At 60.7% G+C, this 17,144-nt stretch carries 14 protein-coding genes; 13 read left to right on the top strand and 1 reads right to left on the bottom strand.

The features are described 5' to 3' along the window. Positions 1-28 precede the first annotated feature (28 nt). From ACYZT4_RS03560 to nuoN, 13 genes are all read left to right on the top strand, one after another. A complete protein-coding gene (locus ACYZT4_RS03560) occupies positions 29-442 on the top strand; it encodes an NADH-quinone oxidoreductase subunit A (RefSeq protein ID WP_077045930.1) in 414 nt (137 codons plus the stop codon). Between the two features lie 10 nt (positions 443-452). Beyond that, positions 453-1,127: a NuoB/complex I 20 kDa subunit family protein gene (locus ACYZT4_RS03555; RefSeq protein ID WP_008146035.1), complete on the top strand. Its 675-nt coding sequence runs from the start codon at positions 453-455 to the stop codon at positions 1,125-1,127. A 73-nt stretch (positions 1,128-1,200) separates the two neighbouring features. Beyond that, positions 1,201-2,985, top strand: coding sequence for an NADH-quinone oxidoreductase subunit C/D (nuoC, locus tag ACYZT4_RS03550; protein WP_461985284.1), 1,785 nt, complete (start codon positions 1,201-1,203; stop codon positions 2,983-2,985). Positions 2,986-2,987: 2 nt separating this feature from the next. After that, on the top strand, positions 2,988-3,485 hold the full coding sequence (gene nuoE / locus ACYZT4_RS03545; RefSeq protein WP_007946422.1) for an NADH-quinone oxidoreductase subunit NuoE: 498 nt from the start codon (positions 2,988-2,990) through the stop codon (positions 3,483-3,485). Further along, complete coding sequence (nuoF, locus tag ACYZT4_RS03540; protein WP_461985282.1) at positions 3,482-4,837, top strand: NADH-quinone oxidoreductase subunit NuoF; 1,356 nt, start codon at positions 3,482-3,484, stop codon at positions 4,835-4,837. Before nuoE ends, nuoF begins: the two co-directional genes overlap by 4 nt. A gap of 136 nt (positions 4,838-4,973) precedes the next feature. Continuing rightward, entirely contained in the window at positions 4,974-7,688 is a 2,715-nt protein-coding gene (gene nuoG, locus ACYZT4_RS03535; RefSeq protein WP_461985280.1) for an NADH-quinone oxidoreductase subunit NuoG, read from the top strand. Next, positions 7,685-8,692 (top strand): NADH-quinone oxidoreductase subunit NuoH, encoded by a 1,008-nt coding sequence (nuoH, locus tag ACYZT4_RS03530; protein WP_461985278.1) that lies wholly within the window; start codon positions 7,685-7,687, stop codon positions 8,690-8,692. The genes nuoG and nuoH overlap by 4 nt, the downstream gene beginning before the upstream one ends. Positions 8,693-8,704: 12 nt before the next feature. Beyond that, positions 8,705-9,250 carry an NADH-quinone oxidoreductase subunit NuoI gene (nuoI, locus tag ACYZT4_RS03525; protein WP_157712570.1) on the top strand — a complete coding sequence of 182 codons (546 nt, stop codon included), beginning with the start codon at positions 8,705-8,707 and terminating at the stop codon, positions 9,248-9,250. A gap of 9 nt (positions 9,251-9,259) precedes the next feature. Further along, on the top strand, positions 9,260-9,763 hold the full coding sequence (gene nuoJ / locus ACYZT4_RS03520) for an NADH-quinone oxidoreductase subunit J (protein WP_461985276.1): 504 nt from the start codon (positions 9,260-9,262) through the stop codon (positions 9,761-9,763). Between the two features lie 2 nt (positions 9,764-9,765). Further along, positions 9,766-10,074 (top strand): NADH-quinone oxidoreductase subunit NuoK, encoded by a 309-nt coding sequence (nuoK, locus tag ACYZT4_RS03515; RefSeq protein ID WP_007905077.1) that lies wholly within the window; start codon positions 9,766-9,768, stop codon positions 10,072-10,074. Further along, on the top strand, positions 10,071-11,924 hold the full coding sequence (gene nuoL / locus ACYZT4_RS03510; protein ID WP_461985274.1) for an NADH-quinone oxidoreductase subunit L: 1,854 nt from the start codon (positions 10,071-10,073) through the stop codon (positions 11,922-11,924). The genes nuoK and nuoL overlap by 4 nt, the downstream gene beginning before the upstream one ends. 40 nt (positions 11,925-11,964) lie before the next feature. Beyond that, entirely contained in the window at positions 11,965-13,497 is a 1,533-nt protein-coding gene (gene nuoM / locus ACYZT4_RS03505; RefSeq protein WP_461985273.1) for an NADH-quinone oxidoreductase subunit M, read from the top strand. A 7-nt stretch (positions 13,498-13,504) separates the two neighbouring features. Further along, positions 13,505-14,968, top strand: a complete 1,464-nt coding sequence (nuoN, locus tag ACYZT4_RS03500) for an NADH-quinone oxidoreductase subunit NuoN (RefSeq protein WP_461985271.1) — start codon at positions 13,505-13,507, stop codon at positions 14,966-14,968. Between the two features lie 431 nt (positions 14,969-15,399). Here the strand turns inward: nuoN and ACYZT4_RS03495 are convergent, their stop codons facing one another. Continuing rightward, positions 15,400-17,142, bottom strand: a complete 1,743-nt coding sequence (locus ACYZT4_RS03495; protein WP_461985269.1) for an ABC transporter substrate-binding protein — start codon at positions 17,140-17,142, stop codon at positions 15,400-15,402. Positions 17,143-17,144: the final 2 nt, after the last annotated feature.

The following is a 17,144-nucleotide window of genomic DNA, read 5'->3' as shown; positions in this document are numbered from 1 at the left end:
CCTTTGCTCTCTGTTAAGGATTACCAGCATGCCCGAAGCGACAGGACTCATGGCCCACAACTGGGGCTTTGCCATTTTCCTTCTGGGCGTTATCGGCCTGTGTGCCTTTATGCTTGGCGTCTCAAGCCTCCTTGGGTCAAAAGCCTGGGGCCGCAGCAAAAACGAACCGTTCGAGTCCGGCATGCTACCTACAGGTGGCGCCCGCTTGCGGCTCTCAGCCAAATTCTATCTGGTCGCGATGCTCTTCGTGATCTTCGATATCGAAGCCCTCTTTCTCTTTGCCTGGTCTGTGTCCGTCCGCGAAAGCGGCTGGACCGGATTCGTCGAAGCTCTCGTTTTCATAGCAATTCTGTTGGCAGGTCTTGTCTACCTGTTTCGAGTGGGCGCCCTTGACTGGGCTCCAGAAGCTCGTCGCAAGCGGCAGGCGAAGCTGAAACAATGAGGCTTTGGCAATGCAATACAATCTCACCAGGATCGACCCCGATGCTCCTAACGAGCAGTATCCGATTGGCGAGCGGGAAACCGTTTCCGATCCGTTAGAAGATCAAGTCCACAAAAACATTTTCATGGGCAAGCTCGAAGACGTGCTTAACGGCACGATCAACTGGGGGCGCAAGAACTCCCTGTGGCCGTATAACTTCGGTCTTTCGTGCTGCTATGTGGAAATGACCACCGCCTTCACGGCGCCCCACGACATCGCGCGCTTCGGCGCCGAAGTTATCCGGGCATCACCGCGTCAGGCGGATTTCATGGTTATCGCCGGCACGTGCTTCATCAAGATGGCGCCGATCATCCAGCGTCTCTACGAGCAAATGCTCGAACCTAAATGGGTTATCTCCATGGGTTCCTGCGCCAACTCCGGTGGCATGTACGACATCTATTCTGTCGTTCAAGGGGTGGACAAGTTCCTGCCCGTGGACGTCTACGTGCCTGGCTGCCCGCCCCGTCCCGAAGCTTTCCTGCAAGGCTTGATGCTCTTGCAAGAGTCGATCGGACAGGAGCGTCGTCCGCTTTCCTGGGTCGTTGGCGATCAAGGCGTGTACCGCGCCGAGATGCCTTCGCAAAAGGAACAGCGCCGCGAACAGCGAATCGCAGTCACCAACCTGCGCAGCCCCGACGAAGTCTGATCCAGTTCTGCTGTTTCAATGAAACGAACAACTGGCTTCATTCTTTACGTTGACCCAAAGCGATTAAATAACCATGACTACAGGCAGTGCTCTGTACATCCCGCCTTATAAGGCAGACGACCAGGATGTGGTCGTCGAACTGAACAACCGTTTTGGCCCCGAGGCGTTCACCGCCCAGCCTACCCGCACCGGCATGCCGGTGCTTTGGGTTGCCCGGGCCAAACTCGTCGAAGTGCTGACCTTTCTGCGCAACCTGCCCAAGCCGTACGTCATGCTCTATGACCTGCACGGCGTGGACGAGCGTCTGCGCACCAAGCGTCAAGGGCTGCCGAGCGGCGCCGACTTCACCGTGTTCTATCACCTGATGTCGATCGAACGTAACAGTGACGTGATGATCAAGGTCGCCTTGTCCGAGAGCGACCTCAGCGTGCCGACCGTCACCGGGATCTGGCCGAACGCCAACTGGTACGAGCGCGAAGTCTGGGACATGTACGGCATCGACTTCAAAGGTCACCCGCACCTGACCCGCATCATGATGCCGCCGACCTGGGAAGGTCACCCGCTGCGCAAGGACTTCCCGGCCCGCGCCACCGAGTTCGACCCGTTCACCCTGAACCTGGCCAAGCAACAGCTTGAGGAAGAAGCCGCGCGCTTCAAGCCTGAAGACTGGGGCATGAAGCGTTCCGGGGCGAACGAGGACTACATGTTCCTCAACCTCGGCCCGAACCACCCTTCCGCGCACGGTGCGTTCCGCATCATCCTGCAGCTGGACGGTGAAGAGATCGTCGATTGCGTGCCCGACGTCGGTTACCACCACCGTGGTGCCGAGAAGATGGCCGAGCGTCAGTCCTGGCACAGCTTCATCCCGTACACCGACCGTATCGACTACCTCGGCGGCGTGATGAACAACCTGCCGTACGTACTCTCGGTCGAGAAGCTCGCCGGCATCAAGGTGCCGGAAAAGGTCGACGTCATCCGCATCATGATGGCCGAGTTCTTCCGGATCACCAGCCACTTGCTGTTCCTCGGGACGTACATCCAGGACGTCGGCGCGATGACGCCGGTGTTCTTCACGTTCACCGACCGCCAGAAGGCGTACACGGTGATCGAAGCCATCACCGGTTTCCGTCTGCACCCGGCCTGGTACCGCATCGGCGGCGTTGCGCACGACCTGCCACGCGGCTGGGAAAAACTGGTGAAAGACTTCGTCGAGTGGATGCCAAAGCGTCTGGACGAATACCAGAAAGCCGCCCTCGATAACAGCATCCTCAAAGGCCGGACCATCGGCGTCGCCGCCTACAACACCAAAGAGGCCTTTGAATGGGGCGTCACCGGTGCCGGCCTGCGTTCGACCGGTTGCGACTTCGACCTGCGTAAAGCGCGTCCATACTCCGGCTACGAGAACTTCGAATTCGAAGTGCCGCTGGCCGTCAATGGCGATGCGTATGATCGTTGCATCGTGCGCGTCGAAGAAATGCGCCAGAGCATCAAGATCATCGAGCAGTGCATGCGCAACATGCCGGAAGGCCCGTACAAGGCGGATCACCCGCTGACCACGCCGCCACCGAAAGAGCGCACGCTGCAACACATCGAGACCCTGATCACGCACTTCCTGCAAGTTTCGTGGGGCCCGGTCATGCCGGCCAACGAATCCTTCCAGATGATCGAAGCGACCAAGGGCATCAACAGTTATTACCTGACGAGCGATGGCGGCACCATGAGCTACCGCACCCGGATTCGTACCCCAAGCTTCCCGCACCTGCAGCAGATCCCTTCGGTGATCAAAGGCAGCATGGTCGCGGACTTGATTGCGTACCTGGGTAGTATCGATTTCGTTATGGCCGACGTGGACCGCTAAGCATGAACAGCACGCTTATCCAGACAGACCGTTTCACCCTGAGTGAAACCGAGCGCTCGGCCATCGAGCACGAGTTGCATCACTACGAAGACCCGCGCGCGGCGTCGATCGAAGCCTTGAAGATCGTCCAGAAGGAACGTGGCTGGGTGCCTGACGGCGCGCTCTACGCCATCGGCGAGATCCTCGGCATTCCGGCGAGCGACGTTGAAGGCGTGGCGACGTTCTATAGCCAGATCTTCCGTCAGCCCGTCGGTCGCCACATCATTCGCGTCTGCGACAGCATGGTCTGCTACATCGGCGGCCATGAATCCGTGGTCAGCGAAATCCAGAGCAATCTGGGGATCGGCCTGGGTCAGACCACTGCCGACGGTCGTTTCACCCTGCTGCCGGTCTGCTGCCTCGGCAACTGCGACAAGGCGCCGGCGTTGATGATCGACGACGACACTTTCGGTGATGTGCAGCCTGCCGGCGTTGCCAAATTGCTCGAGGGCTACGTATGACCCTGACATCCTTCGGTCCTGCCAACCGCATCAAGCGGTCGGCCGAGACTCACCCGTTGACCTGGCGTCTGCGTGACGACGGCGAAGCCGTGTGGCTCGACGAGTACCAGGCCAAGAACGGTTACGCCGCTGCACGCAAGGCCTTCGCCGACATGGCTCAGGACGAAATCGTCCAGACCGTGAAAGACGCCGGCCTCAAAGGTCGCGGCGGTGCAGGCTTCCCCACGGGCGTGAAGTGGGGCCTGATGCCTAAAGACGAATCCATCAACATCCGCTACCTGCTGTGCAACGCGGACGAGATGGAGCCGAACACCTGGAAAGACCGCATGCTGATGGAGCAACTGCCCCATCTGCTGATCGAAGGCATGCTGATCAGTGCCCGCGCGCTTAAAACCTACCGTGGCTACATCTTCCTTCGTGGCGAATACACCACCGCCGCCAAGCATCTCACCCGTGCCGTGGAAGAAGCCAAGGCCGCTGGCCTGCTGGGCAAGAACATCCTCGGCAGCGGTTTCGATTTCGAGCTGTTCGTCCACACCGGCGCCGGGCGTTACATCTGCGGTGAAGAAACCGCGTTGATCAACTCCCTCGAAGGCCGCCGCGCCAACCCGCGTTCCAAGCCGCCCTTCCCGGCCGCCGTTGGCGTGTGGGGCAAGCCGACTTGCGTGAACAACGTCGAAACCCTGTGCAACGTCCCGGCGATCATTGCCGATGGCGTGGACTGGTACAAATCGTTGGCCCGTGAAGGCAGTGATGACATGGGCACCAAGCTCATGGGCTTCTCCGGCAAGGTCAAGAACCCGGGCCTGTGGGAATTGCCATTCGGCATCACCGGCCGCGAGTTGTTCGAAGACTACGCCGGCGGCATGCGCGACGGCTTCAAGCTCAAGGCCTGGCAGCCAGGTGGCGCCGGTACCGGTTTCCTGTTGCCGGAACACCTCGACGCACAAATGTATGCCGGCGGCATCGCCAAGGTGGGCACCCGGATGGGTACCGGCCTGGCCATGGCGGTGGACGACAGCGTCAACATGGTGTCGCTGCTGCGCAACATGGAAGAGTTCTTCTCCCGTGAGTCGTGCGGTTTTTGCACCCCGTGCCGTGACGGTTTGCCGTGGAGCGTCAAGCTGCTGCGTGCACTCGAGAACGGTGAAGGGCAAGCCGGCGATATCGAGACCCTGCTGGGTCTGGTCGGTTTCCTCGGCCCTGGCAAGACCTTCTGTGCTCACGCACCGGGCGCCGTGGAGCCGTTGGGGGCCGCCATCAAATACTTCCGCCATGAGTTCGAAGCCGGCATCGCGCCTGTCAGCGCAGCCGTCCCGCCTCTGGCACGGCCGATTGTAGTCGGCGCGTAAACGCTTAAAAGGCGAAGGGTCCGTGCCCTTCGCCTTTCGTTCGATGACGCCTGTTACGGGCTGTTTGGATTCGGACGAACAACAAGATTCCATTAGCCACGCCCGCTGACACCGGGCCAACGAAGAACTTTGAACCATGGCCACTATCCACGTAGACGGCAAAGAGCTCGAAGTCGATGGGGCAGACAACCTGTTACAGGCATGTCTGTCGCTAGGCCTCGATATTCCATATTTCTGCTGGCACCCCGCCCTCGGCAGCGTTGGCGCTTGCCGCCAGTGCGCGGTCAAGCAGTACACCGACGCGAACGACACCCGTGGTCGTATCGTCATGTCGTGCATGACGCCCGCCACCGACGGCAGCTGGATCTCCATCGAAGATGAAGAGGCGAAAGTGTTTCGCGCCAGCGTCGTCGAATGGCTGATGACCAACCACCCTCACGACTGCCCGGTCTGTGAAGAAGGCGGTCATTGCCACCTGCAGGACATGACCGTGATGACCGGTCACAACGAGCGCCGTTATCGCTTCACCAAGCGCACGCACCAGAACCAGCAACTGGGCCCGTTCATTTCCCACGAGATGAACCGCTGCATCGCCTGCTACCGCTGCGTTCGCTTCTATAAGGACTACGCCGGCGGCACCGACCTCGGCGTATTCGGCGCCCACGACAACGTGTACTTCGGTCGCGTTGAAGACGGCGTGCTGGAAAGCGAGTTCTCCGGCAACCTCACCGAGGTCTGCCCGACCGGTGTGTTCACCGACAAGACGCACTCCGAGCACTACAACCGCAAGTGGGACATGCAGTTTTCGCCGAGCATCTGCCATGGCTGCTCCAGCGGTTGCAACATTTCCCCGGGCGAACGCTACGGTGAGCTGCGCCGGATCGAAAACCGCTTCAACGGTTCGGTCAACCAGTACTTCCTGTGCGACCGTGGCCGTTTCGGCTACGGCTACGTCAACCGCGAAGACCGTCCGCGCCAGCCATTGCTGGCCAACGGCGCCAAGCTGAGCCTCGACGAAGCGCTGGACAAGGCCGCTGAGTTGCTGCGCGGTCGCAATATCGTCGGTATCGGTTCGCCGCGCGCCAGCCTCGAAAGCAACTACGCGTTGCGCGAGCTGGTGGGTGCCGAGCACTTCTACTCCGGTATCGAAGCCGCCGAGCTGGAACGCATTCGCTTGGTCATGCAGGTGCTGAAAGACAGCCCGCTGCCGATCCCGAACATGCGCGACATCGAAGACCACGATGCGATTTTCGTCCTCGGCGAAGACCTGACCCAGACCGCCGCCCGCATGGCGCTGTCCCTGCGTCAGTCGGTCAAGGGCAAGGCCGAAGACATGGCCGACGCCATGCGCGTCCAGCCTTGGCTCGACGCCGCCGTGAAGAACATCGGTCAGCACGCCCTGAACCCGCTGTTCATCGCCAGCCTGGCTGAAACCAAGCTCGACGACATCGCCGAGGAATGCGTTCACGCTGCACCGGACGACTTGGCCCGCCTCGGTTTCGCCGTGGCGCACGCCCTTGACGCCAGCGCTCCAGCGGTTGAAGGCCTCGACGCAGAAGCCCTCGAATTGGCCAAGCGCATCGCCGACGCCCTGCTTGCGGCCAAGCGTCCATTGATCATCGCCGGCACCTCGTTGGGTTCCAAGGCGCTGATCGAAGCCGCCGCCAACATCGCCAAGGCCCTGAAGCTGCGCGAGAAGAACGGTTCCATCAGCCTGATCGTGCCAGAAGCCAACAGCCTCGGCCTGGCCATGCTCGGTGGCGAATCGGTCGACGCCGCGCTGCAAGCCGTGATCGACGGCAAGGCTGACGCCATCGTCGTGCTGGAAAACGATCTGTACACCCGCACTGACAAGGCCAAGGTCGATGCTGCACTGTCCGCCGCCAACGTGCTGATCGTTGCCGACCACCAGAAAACCGCCACCAGCGACCGCGCACACCTGGTTCTACCAGCCGCCAGTTTCGCTGAAGGCGACGGTACGCTGGTCAGCCAGGAAGGTCGCGCCCAGCGCTTCTTCCAGGTCTTCGATCCGAAGTACATGGACGCGAGCATCCTGGTTCACGAAGGCTGGCGCTGGCTGCATGCCCTGCGCGCCACCCTGCTGAACCAGCCGATCGACTGGACTCAACTGGACCACGTCACTGCTGCCGTGGCTTCGAGCACACCGATCCTCAATCGCATCGTCGATGCCGCACCGTCCGCCGCGTTCCGCATCAAGGGTATGAAACTGGCCCGCGAACCGCTGCGCTACTCCGGTCGTACCGCCATGCGCGCCGACATCAGCGTGCACGAACCGCGTACCCCGCAAGACCAGGACACCGCGTTTGCCTTCTCGATGGAAGGTTACTCGGGCTCCGTCGAACCGCGCCAGCAAGTGCCATTCGCCTGGTCTCCAGGCTGGAACTCGCCACAAGCGTGGAACAAGTTCCAGGACGAAGTCGGTGGCCACATCCGCGCTGGCGACCCGGGCACGCGCCTGATCGAAAGCACCGGCGACTCGCTGAACTGGTTCGCCACGGCCCCGCGTGCGTTCAATCCGGCGGCGGGCACCTGGCAGGTCGTGCCGTTCTTCCACCTGCTAGGCAGCGAAGAGACCTCTTCGAAAGCCGCGCCAGTTCAAGAACGCATTCCGGCCGCCTACGTCGCGCTGGCGAAATCCGAAGCCGACCGTCTGGGTGTCAATGAAGGTGCCCTGCTGAGCTTGAACGTGGCCGGCCAGACCTTGCGTCTGCCGCTGCGCATCAACGAAGAGCTGGGTGCTGGACTGGTTGCTTTGCCTGCGGGTATCGCCGGCATTCCGCCAGCGATCTTTGGTAAATCCGTTGACGGTCTGCAGGAGGCAGCTCAATGACCTGGTTCACGCCTGAAGTGATTGACGTGATCATCGCGGTCGTCAAGGCCATCGTGATTCTGCTCGCCGTGGTGGTGTGCGGCGCGCTGCTGAGCTGGGTCGAGCGTCGTTTGCTCGCCCTCTGGCAGGACCGTTACGGTCCGAACCGCGTCGGCCCGTTCGGCGCGTTCCAGATCGCGGCCGACATGATCAAGATGTTCTTCAAGGAAGACTGGACCCCGCCGTTCGCCGACAAGATGATCTTCACCCTGGCACCAGTCGTGGCCATGAGCGCCCTGCTGATTGCCTTCGCGATCATCCCGATCACCCCGACCTGGGGCGTGGCGGACATCAACATCGGCATCCTGTTCTTCTTCGCCATGGCCGGTCTGTCGGTCTACGCGGTGCTGTTCGCCGGCTGGTCGAGCAACAATAAGTTCGCCCTGCTGGGCAGCTTGCGGGCCTCGGCGCAAACCGTGTCGTACGAAGTGTTCATGGGCCTGTCGCTGATGGGCATCGTGATCCAGGTTGGCTCGTTCAACATGCGCGACATCGTTGAATATCAAGCGCAGAACCTGTGGTTCATCATTCCGCAGATCTTCGGTTTCCTGACCTTCTTCATTGCCGGCGTCGCCGTGACTCACCGTCACCCGTTCGACCAACCGGAAGCGGAGCAGGAACTGGCCGACGGTTACCACATTGAATACGCCGGCATGAAATGGGGCATGTTCTTCGTCGGCGAGTACATCGGCATCGTGTTGATTTCGGCGCTGCTGGTGACCCTGTTCTTCGGTGGCTGGCACGGTCCGTTCGATATTCTGCCGCAGATCCCGTTCATCTGGTTCGCGCTGAAAACCGCGTTCTTCATCATGATCTTCATCCTGCTGCGCGCTTCGATTCCGCGCCCACGGTATGACCAAGTGATGGATTTCAGCTGGAAGTTCTGCCTGCCGCTGACCCTCGTCAACATGCTGGTGACCGCTGCGATCGTGTTGCTCAACACGCCCGCCGTCGCGGCTCAGTGAGGATAGAGAATCATGAAGTACATTTTTGACATCGTGCATGGCTTCTTCACCCAGCTTCGCAGCCTGGTGATGATCTTCGGCCATGCCTTCCGCAAGCGCGACACGCTGCAGTACCCGGAAGAAGCCGTGTACCTGCCGCCACGTTACCGTGGCCGTATCGTCCTGACCCGAGACCCTGATGGCGAAGAGCGTTGCGTCGCCTGCAACCTGTGCGCCGTGGCTTGCCCGGTGGGTTGCATCTCGCTGCAGAAAGCTGAAACCGAAGACGGTCGCTGGTACCCGGACTTTTTCCGCATCAACTTCTCGCGCTGCATTTTCTGTGGCCTCTGCGAGGAAGCCTGCCCGACCACTGCGATCCAGCTGACACCGGATTTCGAGATGGCCGAGTTCAAACGTCAGGACCTGGTGTACGAGAAAGAAGATCTGCTGATCTCCGGCCCCGGCAAAAACCCTGATTACAACTTCTATCGTGTTGCAGGTATGGCGATTGCCGGGAAGCCGAAAGGCTCCGCGCAGAATGAAGCCGAACCGATCAACGTGAAGAGCTTGCTGCCTTAAGGAAGAAAGATGGAATTCGCTTTCTATTTCGCATCGGGTATCGCTGTCGTGGCCACGCTTCGCGTGATCACGCACACCAACCCAGTGCACGCCCTGCTCTACCTGATCATTTCGCTGATCGCCGTGGCCATGACGTTCTTCGCCCTCGGCGCACCGTTCGCCGGTGTCCTCGAAGTGATCGCCTACGCTGGCGCCATCATGGTGCTGTTCGTGTTCGTGGTGATGATGCTCAACCTCGGCCCGGCCTCGGTTCAGCAAGAACGCGTGTGGCTCAAGCCCGGCATCTGGCTCGGCCCGACGATTCTCGGTGTGCTGCTGCTGGCAGAACTGCTGTACGTGCTGTTCGCGCACCAGAGCGGCCAGGCCATCGGCCACACCACCGTAGACGCCAAGGCCGTGGGCATCAGCCTGTTCGGTCCGTATCTGCTGGTGGTCGAACTCGCCTCGATGTTGCTGCTCGCTGCAGCCGTGACGGCGTTCCACCTGGGCCGCAACGAAGCCAAGGAGCAATGACGATGCCTGCTATCCCTTTGGAGCATGGTCTGGCGGTCGCCGGCATCCTGTTCTGCCTCGGTCTGGTCGGCCTGATGGTCCGCCGCAACATTCTCTTCGTGCTGATGAGCCTGGAGGTCATGATGAATGCCTCCGCGTTGGCGTTCATCGTTGCCGGTAGCCGCTGGGGTCAGCCGGATGGACAGATCATGTTCATCCTGGTGATCAGCCTGGCAGCCGCCGAGGCCAGTATCGGCCTGGCGATTCTGTTGCAGCTGTATCGCCGCTTCCACACTCTCGATATCGACGCTGCCAGCGAGATGCGCGGATGAATCTTCTCTATCTGACGTTCGTATTCCCTCTTATAGGTTTCCTGCTGCTGTCGTTCTCACGCGGCCGCTTCTCGGAAAACCTCTCGGCGCTGATTGGCGTCGGTTCCATCGGCCTGTCGGCGATCGTCACTGCCTACGTGATCTGGCAGTTCAACGTTGCCCCACCGGAAGGCGGTCACTACACCCAGGTGTTGTGGCGCTGGATGGCGGTGGAAGGCTTCACGCCGAACTTCGCGCTGTACCTGGACGGCCTGTCCGTGACCATGCTCGGCGTGGTCGTCGGTGTCGGCTTCCTGATCCACCTGTTCGCGTCGTGGTACATGCGCGGTGAAGACGGTTACTCGCGTTTCTTCGCCTACACCAACCTGTTTATCGCCAGCATGCTGTTCCTGATCCTCGGCGATAACCTGTTGTTCCTGTACTTCGGCTGGGAAGGCGTGGGCCTGTGCTCGTACCTGTTGATCGGTTTCTACTACAGCAACCGCAACAACGGTAACGCCGCACTCAAAGCCTTCATCGTGACCCGCATCGGCGATGTGTTCATGGCCATCGGCCTGTTCATCCTGTTCGCCCAACTGGGCACGCTGAACGTGCAGGAACTGCTGGTGCTGGCACCGCAGAAATTCCAGGCCGGCGACTTCTGGATGGTCCTCGCGACCCTGATGCTGCTGGGCGGCGCGGTCGGTAAATCGGCGCAACTGCCACTGCAAACGTGGCTGGCGGATGCGATGGCCGGTCCGACCCCGGTGTCGGCACTGATCCACGCCGCAACCATGGTGACCGCGGGCGTCTACCTGATTGCCCGTACCCACGGCCTGTTTGCGTTGGCGCCGGACATCCTGCACCTCGTCGGCATCGTCGGCGGCGTAACCCTGGTACTCGCAGGTTTTGCCGCGCTGGTACAGACCGACATCAAACGTATCCTCGCCTATTCGACCATGAGCCAGATCGGTTACATGTTCCTGGCGCTGGGCGTAGGTGCGTGGGACGGCGCGATCTTCCACCTGATGACCCACGCCTTCTTCAAGGCGCTGCTGTTCCTGGCGTCCGGTGCGGTCATCGTTGCCTGCCATCACGAGCAGAACATCTTCAAGATGGGCGGCCTGTGGAAGAAACTGCCACTGGCCTACGCCAGCTTCATCGTCGGCGGCGCGGCACTGTCTGCCCTGCCACTGGTGACCGCAGGTTTCTACTCCAAGGACGAAATCCTCTGGGAAGCGTTTGCCAGCGGCAACCACGGTCTGCTCTACGCAGGTCTGGTTGGTGCGTTCATGACGTCGCTGTACACCTTCCGCCTGATCTTCATCGCGTTCCACGGTGAAGCGAAGACCGAAGCGCACGCCGGTCACGGTATCGCTCACTGGTTGCCACTGTCCGTGCTGATCGTGCTGTCGACCTTCGTCGGCGCGATGATCGTTCCGCCGCTGCACGGCGTACTGCCGGAAAGCGTCGGGCATGCCGGCGGCGAAGCCAAGCACAGTCTGGAAATCGCTTCGGGCGCCATCGCCCTGGCCGGTATCCTGCTGGCCGCGATGCTGTTCCTCGGCAAACGTCGTCTCGTCACTGCAATCGCCAACAGCGGCATCGGCCGCTTCCTTTCGGCCTGGTGGTTCGCTGCCTGGGGCTTCGACTGGATCTACGACAAACTGTTCGTCAAGCCATACCTTGCGATCAGCCACGTACTGCGCAAAGACCCGCTGGACCAGACCATTGGCCTGATCCCGCGTATGGCCAAAGGCGGCCACACCGCCTTGAGCCGTACCGAAACCGGTCAACTGCGTTGGTACGCGGCCTCGATGGCAGCCGGCTCCGTGCTGGTCATCGGCGCCATCGTGCTGGTAGCGGTCTGAATATGAACCTTGCGAACTTGCGAAAGGAATTGAGCCCGTCATGATTCTGCCTTGGCTAATCCTGATCCCCTTCATCGGCGGCCTGCTGTGCTGGATGGGTGAGCGCTTCGGCGCCACCCTCCCCCGCTGGATTGCGCTGTTGACCATGACCCTGGAACTCGCGCTCGGCCTCTGGCTGTGGGCCCACGGTAATTATTCATTTGCACCGGCACCGGGTGCCGATCCAACCTGGGCGCTTGAGTTCAAGCACCTCTGGATCGAGCGCTTCGGCATCAGCGTGCACCTGGCCCTCGACGGCCTGTCGCTGCTGATGATCCTGCTGACCGGTCTGCTGGGTATCCTCTCGGTACTCTGCTCCTGGAAAGAGATTCAACGTCACGTTGGCTTCTTCCACCTGAACCTGATGTGGATCCTGGGCGGTGTCGTCGGCGTGTTCCTCGCTCTCGACCTGTTCATGTTCTTCTTCTTCTGGGAAATGATGCTGGTGCCGATGTACTTCCTCATCGCGCTCTGGGGTCACAGTTCTTCGGACGGCAAGAAGACCCGGATCTACGCGGCAACCAAGTTCTTCATCTTCACTCAGGCATCCGGCCTGATCATGTTGGTGGCGATCCTTGGCCTGGTGCTGGTCAACTTCAACGGCACCGGCGTAATCACCTTCAACTACGCCGACCTGCTGAAAACCAAGATGTCGCTCACCACCGAGTACATCCTGATGCTCGGCTTCTTCATTGCCTTCGCGGTGAAACTGCCGGTCGTGCCGTTCCACTCCTGGCTGCCTGACGCTCACGCCCAGGCGCCTACCGCAGGTTCGGTCGATCTGGCCGGTATCCTGTTGAAGACCGCTGCTTACGGTCTGCTGCGTTTCGCCCTGCCGCTGTTCCCGAATGCCTCGGCCGAGTTCGCACCGATTGCCATGACCCTCGGTCTGATCGGGATTTTCTACGGTGCGTTCCTGGCTTTCGCACAAACCGACATCAAGCGTCTGATCGCCTTCTCGTCCGTTTCCCACATGGGTTTCGTACTGATCGGCATCTACTCCGGCAGCCAACTGGCGCTGCAGGGCGCGGTGATGCAGATGCTGGCGCACGGTGTTTCGGCGGCCGCTCTGTTTATCCTCAGTGGTCAGTTGTACGAGCGCACTCACACCCGCGACATGCGTCAGATGGGTGGCCTGTGGTCGAAGATCGCTTACCTGCCGGCCATCAGCCTGTTCTTCGCTGCTGCGTCGCTGGGCTTGCCGGGCACAGGTAACTTTGTCGGTGAGTTCCTGATCCTGATCGGCACGTTCACCGCAGCACCGTGGATCACCGCGATTGCCACGTCCGGCCTGGTGTTCGGTTCGGTCTATTCGCTGATCATGATTCACCGTGCCTACTTCGGCCCGTCCAAATCGGACGCGGTGTTGCATGGCATGGATGCTCGCGAACTGATCATGGTGGTCGGTCTGGCGGCACTGCTGATTTACATCGGCGTGTACCCGCAACCGTTCCTCGACACCTCTGCCGCGACGATGCATGGCGTGCAGCAGTGGCTCGGCACCGCCCTCACTCAACTCGCTTCGGCCCGGTAAGAGCGCTATGGAATTCACGACTCAACACTTTATCGCGCTGGCGCCGCTGCTGATCACCACCGTCACCATCATCGTGGTGATGCTGGCGATCGCCTGGCGCCGCAACCACTCGCAGACCTTCCTGATTTCCGTGGCAGGCCTGAACCTGGCATTGCTGTCGATCCTGCCAGCCTTGAAAGTCGCGCCTCTGGCCGTGACTCCGCTGCTGCAGATCGATAGCTTCGCCTGTTTGTACATGGCGCTGATCCTGGTCGCCACCCTCGCCTGTGTGACGCTCGCCCACGCCTACCTCGGCGATGGCGGTTCGGGTTACCCAGGCAACCGCGAAGAACTGTACCTGCTGATCCTGATGTCGGCCCTCGGCGGCCTGGTTCTGGTCAGCGCGCAGCACCTGGCCGGGTTGTTCATCGGTCTGGAACTGTTGTCGGTGCCGGTCTACGGTCTGGTGGCGTATGCCTTCTTCAACAAGCGTTCGCTGGAAGCCGGCATCAAGTACATGGTGCTGTCGGCCGCCGGCTCGGCGTTCCTGTTGTTCGGCATGGCCTTGCTCTACGCCGACTCCGGCAGCCTGAGCTTCAGCGGTATCGGCCATGCGCTCGCGGCGACCGGTCTGCCAAGCTCGCTGGCGCAACTGGGCCTGGGCATGATGCTGATCGGCCTGGCCTTCAAGCTGTCGCTGGTACCGTTCCACCTCTGGACCCCGGACGTTTACGAAGGGGCTCCGGCACCGGTGGCGGCGTTCCTCGCGACCGCTTCGAAAGTCGCGGTGTTTGCGGTGATGGTGCGTCTGTTCCAGATCTCGCCAGCCGCCAGCAGCGGTGTATTGAGCGACGTGCTCAGCGTGATTGCGGTCGCTTCGATCCTGTTCGGCAACCTGCTGGCACTGACCCAGAGCAACCTCAAGCGTCTGCTGGGTTACTCGTCCATCGCCCACTTCGGCTACCTGCTGATCGCCCTGGTGGCGAGCAAAGGTCTGGCCGTGGAAGCCATCGGCGTGTACCTGGTCACCTACGTGATCACCAGCCTCGGCGCGTTCGGCGTGATCACGCTGATGTCCTCGCCGTACAACGGCCGTGACGCCGACGCCCTGTACGAATACCGCGGCCTGTTCTGGCGCCGTCCGTACCTGACCGCCGTACTGACCGTGATGATGCTGTCCCTGGCCGGTATCCCGCTGACCGCAGGCTTCATCGGCAAGTTCTACATCATCGCCACCGGCGTCGAGTCGCACCAATGGTGGCTGGTCGGTTCCCTGGTATTGGGCAGCGCCATCGGCGTCTTCTACTACCTGCGTGTGATGGTCACCCTGTACCTGATCGAACCGAACCTGCGTCGCCACGACGCGCAACTGCACTGGGAACAACGTGCAGGCGGCGTGATGCTGCTGGCCATCGCGGCACTCGCGTTCTTCATTGGTCTGTATCCACAGCCGTTGCTGGTGCTGGTCAAGCAGGCTGTGCTGGCAGGTTGATCGCTTAAGCGGTAAATGCTGGAAAACAGAAACGGCACCTTCGGGTGCCGTTTTTGCGTTTGTGGGATTTGTTGCTTCTGTTCCCCCTCCTCCGGCGTACATATCCATTCCTGCGGTAACGGCTGCATCGGTTTCGCCCTTACGGCGAGTCATTTGCAGAAGCGGCCTGCCAGCCGACCTGGCTCATGGCTCGTACGCTTTCCCTGTGGGAGCTGGCTTGCCAGCGATGGACGTCAACGATAACGCGTGTTGCAGGGATGAACGCGTTGTCTGGACGTCCATCGCGAGCAGGCTCGCTCCTACAGGGGGTTGTGGATGCACGTACGATTTGCAGCGAACGTACCTGTCGTAGCCGGCCTGGCGATAGCGATAGAACAGACACAAACAAAAACGGCACCTTGCGGTGCCGTTCGCCTTTCACAACCCAGCCATTACTTACGCGCGTCTGCCCATGATTTCAGCAGTTCGTTGTAGCTCACGGTTTCGCCTTTAGGTTTTTCGTTGGCCAGTTTCGGTTTCGGTGCGCCCGGTTGGTCGAACCAGTATTGCGCATCGCGCTCAGGGTTCATTTTCGGTGCGCACGTGGTTTGCGCTTTCGAGCGTTCCAGGCGGGACATGATTGCGTCCTGATCCTTGGCCAGCCCATCCAGTGCCTGTTGCGGAGTTTTGTCGCCGCTGGCGGCTTCGGCGATGTGGCTCCACCACAGTTGCGCCAGACGCGGATAATCCGGCACGTTGGTCCCGGTCGGAGTCCATTGCACGCGGGCCGGGCTGCGGTAGAACTCCACCAGGCCACCGAGTTTCGGAGCCAGGTCGGTCATCGCTTGCGAGTTGATGTCCGACTCGCGAATCGGCGTCAGACCGACGATGGTTTTCTTCAGCGACACGGTTTTCGAGGTCACAAACTGTGCGTAGAGCCAGGCTGCCAGTTTCTGTTTCTCAGGCGTGGACTTCATGAACGTCCAGGAACCCACGTCCTGATAACCCAGTTTCATGCCCTCTTCCCAGTACGGACCGCGCGGCGAAGGGGCCATGCGCCACTTCGGCGTGCCATCGGCGTTGACCACCGGCAAACCCGGTTTAGTCATGTCGGCGGTGAACGCTGTGTACCAGAAGATCTGCTGGGCGATGTTGCCTTGGGACGGTACCGGGCCGGACTCGGAGAAGGTCATGCCCGCCGCTTCCGGTGGTGCGTAGGCCTTGAGCCAGTCGACGTATTTGGTAGTGGCAAAGACCGCCGCCGGGCCGTTGGTGTCGCCACCACGGGTGACGCTGGAGCCGACCGGGTGGCAATCCTCTACACGGATACCCCACTCGTCCACCGGCAAGCCGTTCGGCAAGCCCTTGTCACCGCCACCGGCCATGGAGAACCAGGCATCGGTGAAGCGCCAGCCCAGGGATGGGTCTTTCTTGCCGTAGTCCATGTGCCCGTAGATGCGCTTGCCGTCGATTTCCTTGACGTCTTCGCTGAAGAACTTGGCAATGTCTTCATAAGCCGACCAGTTCACCGGAACGCCCAACTCGTAACCGTACTTTTCCTTGAACTTGGCTTTCAGTTCCGGGCGCTCGAACCAGTCGGCGCGGAACCAGTACAGGTTGGCGAACTGCTGATCGGGCAATTGATAGAGCTTGCCGTCGGGAGCGGTGGTGAAGGACAGACCGATGAAATCCTTGAGATCCAGAGTCGGCGATGTGAAGTTTTTACCTACATTGGCCATCAGATCAGTGATCGCCTCGGTCTTGCCATAGCGGAAGTGCGTGCCGATCAGGTCCGAGTCGTTGACCCAGCCGTCATAAATGCTCTTGTCCGATTGCATCACGGTCTGCAGTTTTTCGACCACATCGCCTTCTTGCAGCAGGTCGTGGGTCACCTTGATTCCGGTGATCTCGGTGAAGGCCTTGGCCAGTACCTTGGATTCATACTCGTGGGTGGTCAGGGTTTCCGAGACCACCTTGATGTCCATCCCCCGAAACGGCTCCGCGGCCTTGATGAACCATTTCAGTTCCGCGAGCTGCTGATCGGCCGTCAGGGTGGACGGCTTGAACTCACTGCCGATCCATTTCTTTGCGGCTTCTTCATAGGCATCGGCCCATGCCGAAGCGCTCAAACCGCTGAGTGCCAGCATGGCTGCCAATGAAATGCTATGTCGCAGCTTATTGTTTTTATCGAACATAA

It is taken from the genome of Pseudomonas sp. GB2N2 (assembly GCF_054897705.1).
Note: the sequence above shows the minus strand (reverse complement) of the source record. Positions and strands in the feature narration are given on the sequence as shown.

Coding starts and splice junctions, on each gene's coding strand:
- nuoI (WP_157712570.1), top strand. CDS start 8,705: ATGAAGTACATTTTTGACATCGTGCATGGCTTCTTCACCCAGCTTCGC.
- ACYZT4_RS03555 (WP_008146035.1), top strand. CDS start 453: ATGCAATACAATCTCACCAGGATCGACCCCGATGCTCCTAACGAGCAG.
- nuoH (WP_461985278.1), top strand. CDS start 7,685: ATGACCTGGTTCACGCCTGAAGTGATTGACGTGATCATCGCGGTCGTC.
- nuoK (WP_007905077.1), top strand. CDS start 9,766: ATGCCTGCTATCCCTTTGGAGCATGGTCTGGCGGTCGCCGGCATCCTG.
- nuoL (WP_461985274.1), top strand. CDS start 10,071: ATGAATCTTCTCTATCTGACGTTCGTATTCCCTCTTATAGGTTTCCTG.
- nuoG (WP_461985280.1), top strand. CDS start 4,974: ATGGCCACTATCCACGTAGACGGCAAAGAGCTCGAAGTCGATGGGGCA.
- nuoM (WP_461985273.1), top strand. CDS start 11,965: ATGATTCTGCCTTGGCTAATCCTGATCCCCTTCATCGGCGGCCTGCTG.
- nuoC (WP_461985284.1), top strand. CDS start 1,201: ATGACTACAGGCAGTGCTCTGTACATCCCGCCTTATAAGGCAGACGAC.
- nuoN (WP_461985271.1), top strand. CDS start 13,505: ATGGAATTCACGACTCAACACTTTATCGCGCTGGCGCCGCTGCTGATC.
- nuoF (WP_461985282.1), top strand. CDS start 3,482: ATGACCCTGACATCCTTCGGTCCTGCCAACCGCATCAAGCGGTCGGCC.
- nuoE (WP_007946422.1), top strand. CDS start 2,988: ATGAACAGCACGCTTATCCAGACAGACCGTTTCACCCTGAGTGAAACC.
- ACYZT4_RS03560 (WP_077045930.1), top strand. CDS start 29: ATGCCCGAAGCGACAGGACTCATGGCCCACAACTGGGGCTTTGCCATT.
- nuoJ (WP_461985276.1), top strand. CDS start 9,260: ATGGAATTCGCTTTCTATTTCGCATCGGGTATCGCTGTCGTGGCCACG.
- ACYZT4_RS03495 (WP_461985269.1), bottom strand. CDS start 17,142: ATGTTCGATAAAAACAATAAGCTGCGACATAGCATTTCATTGGCAGCC.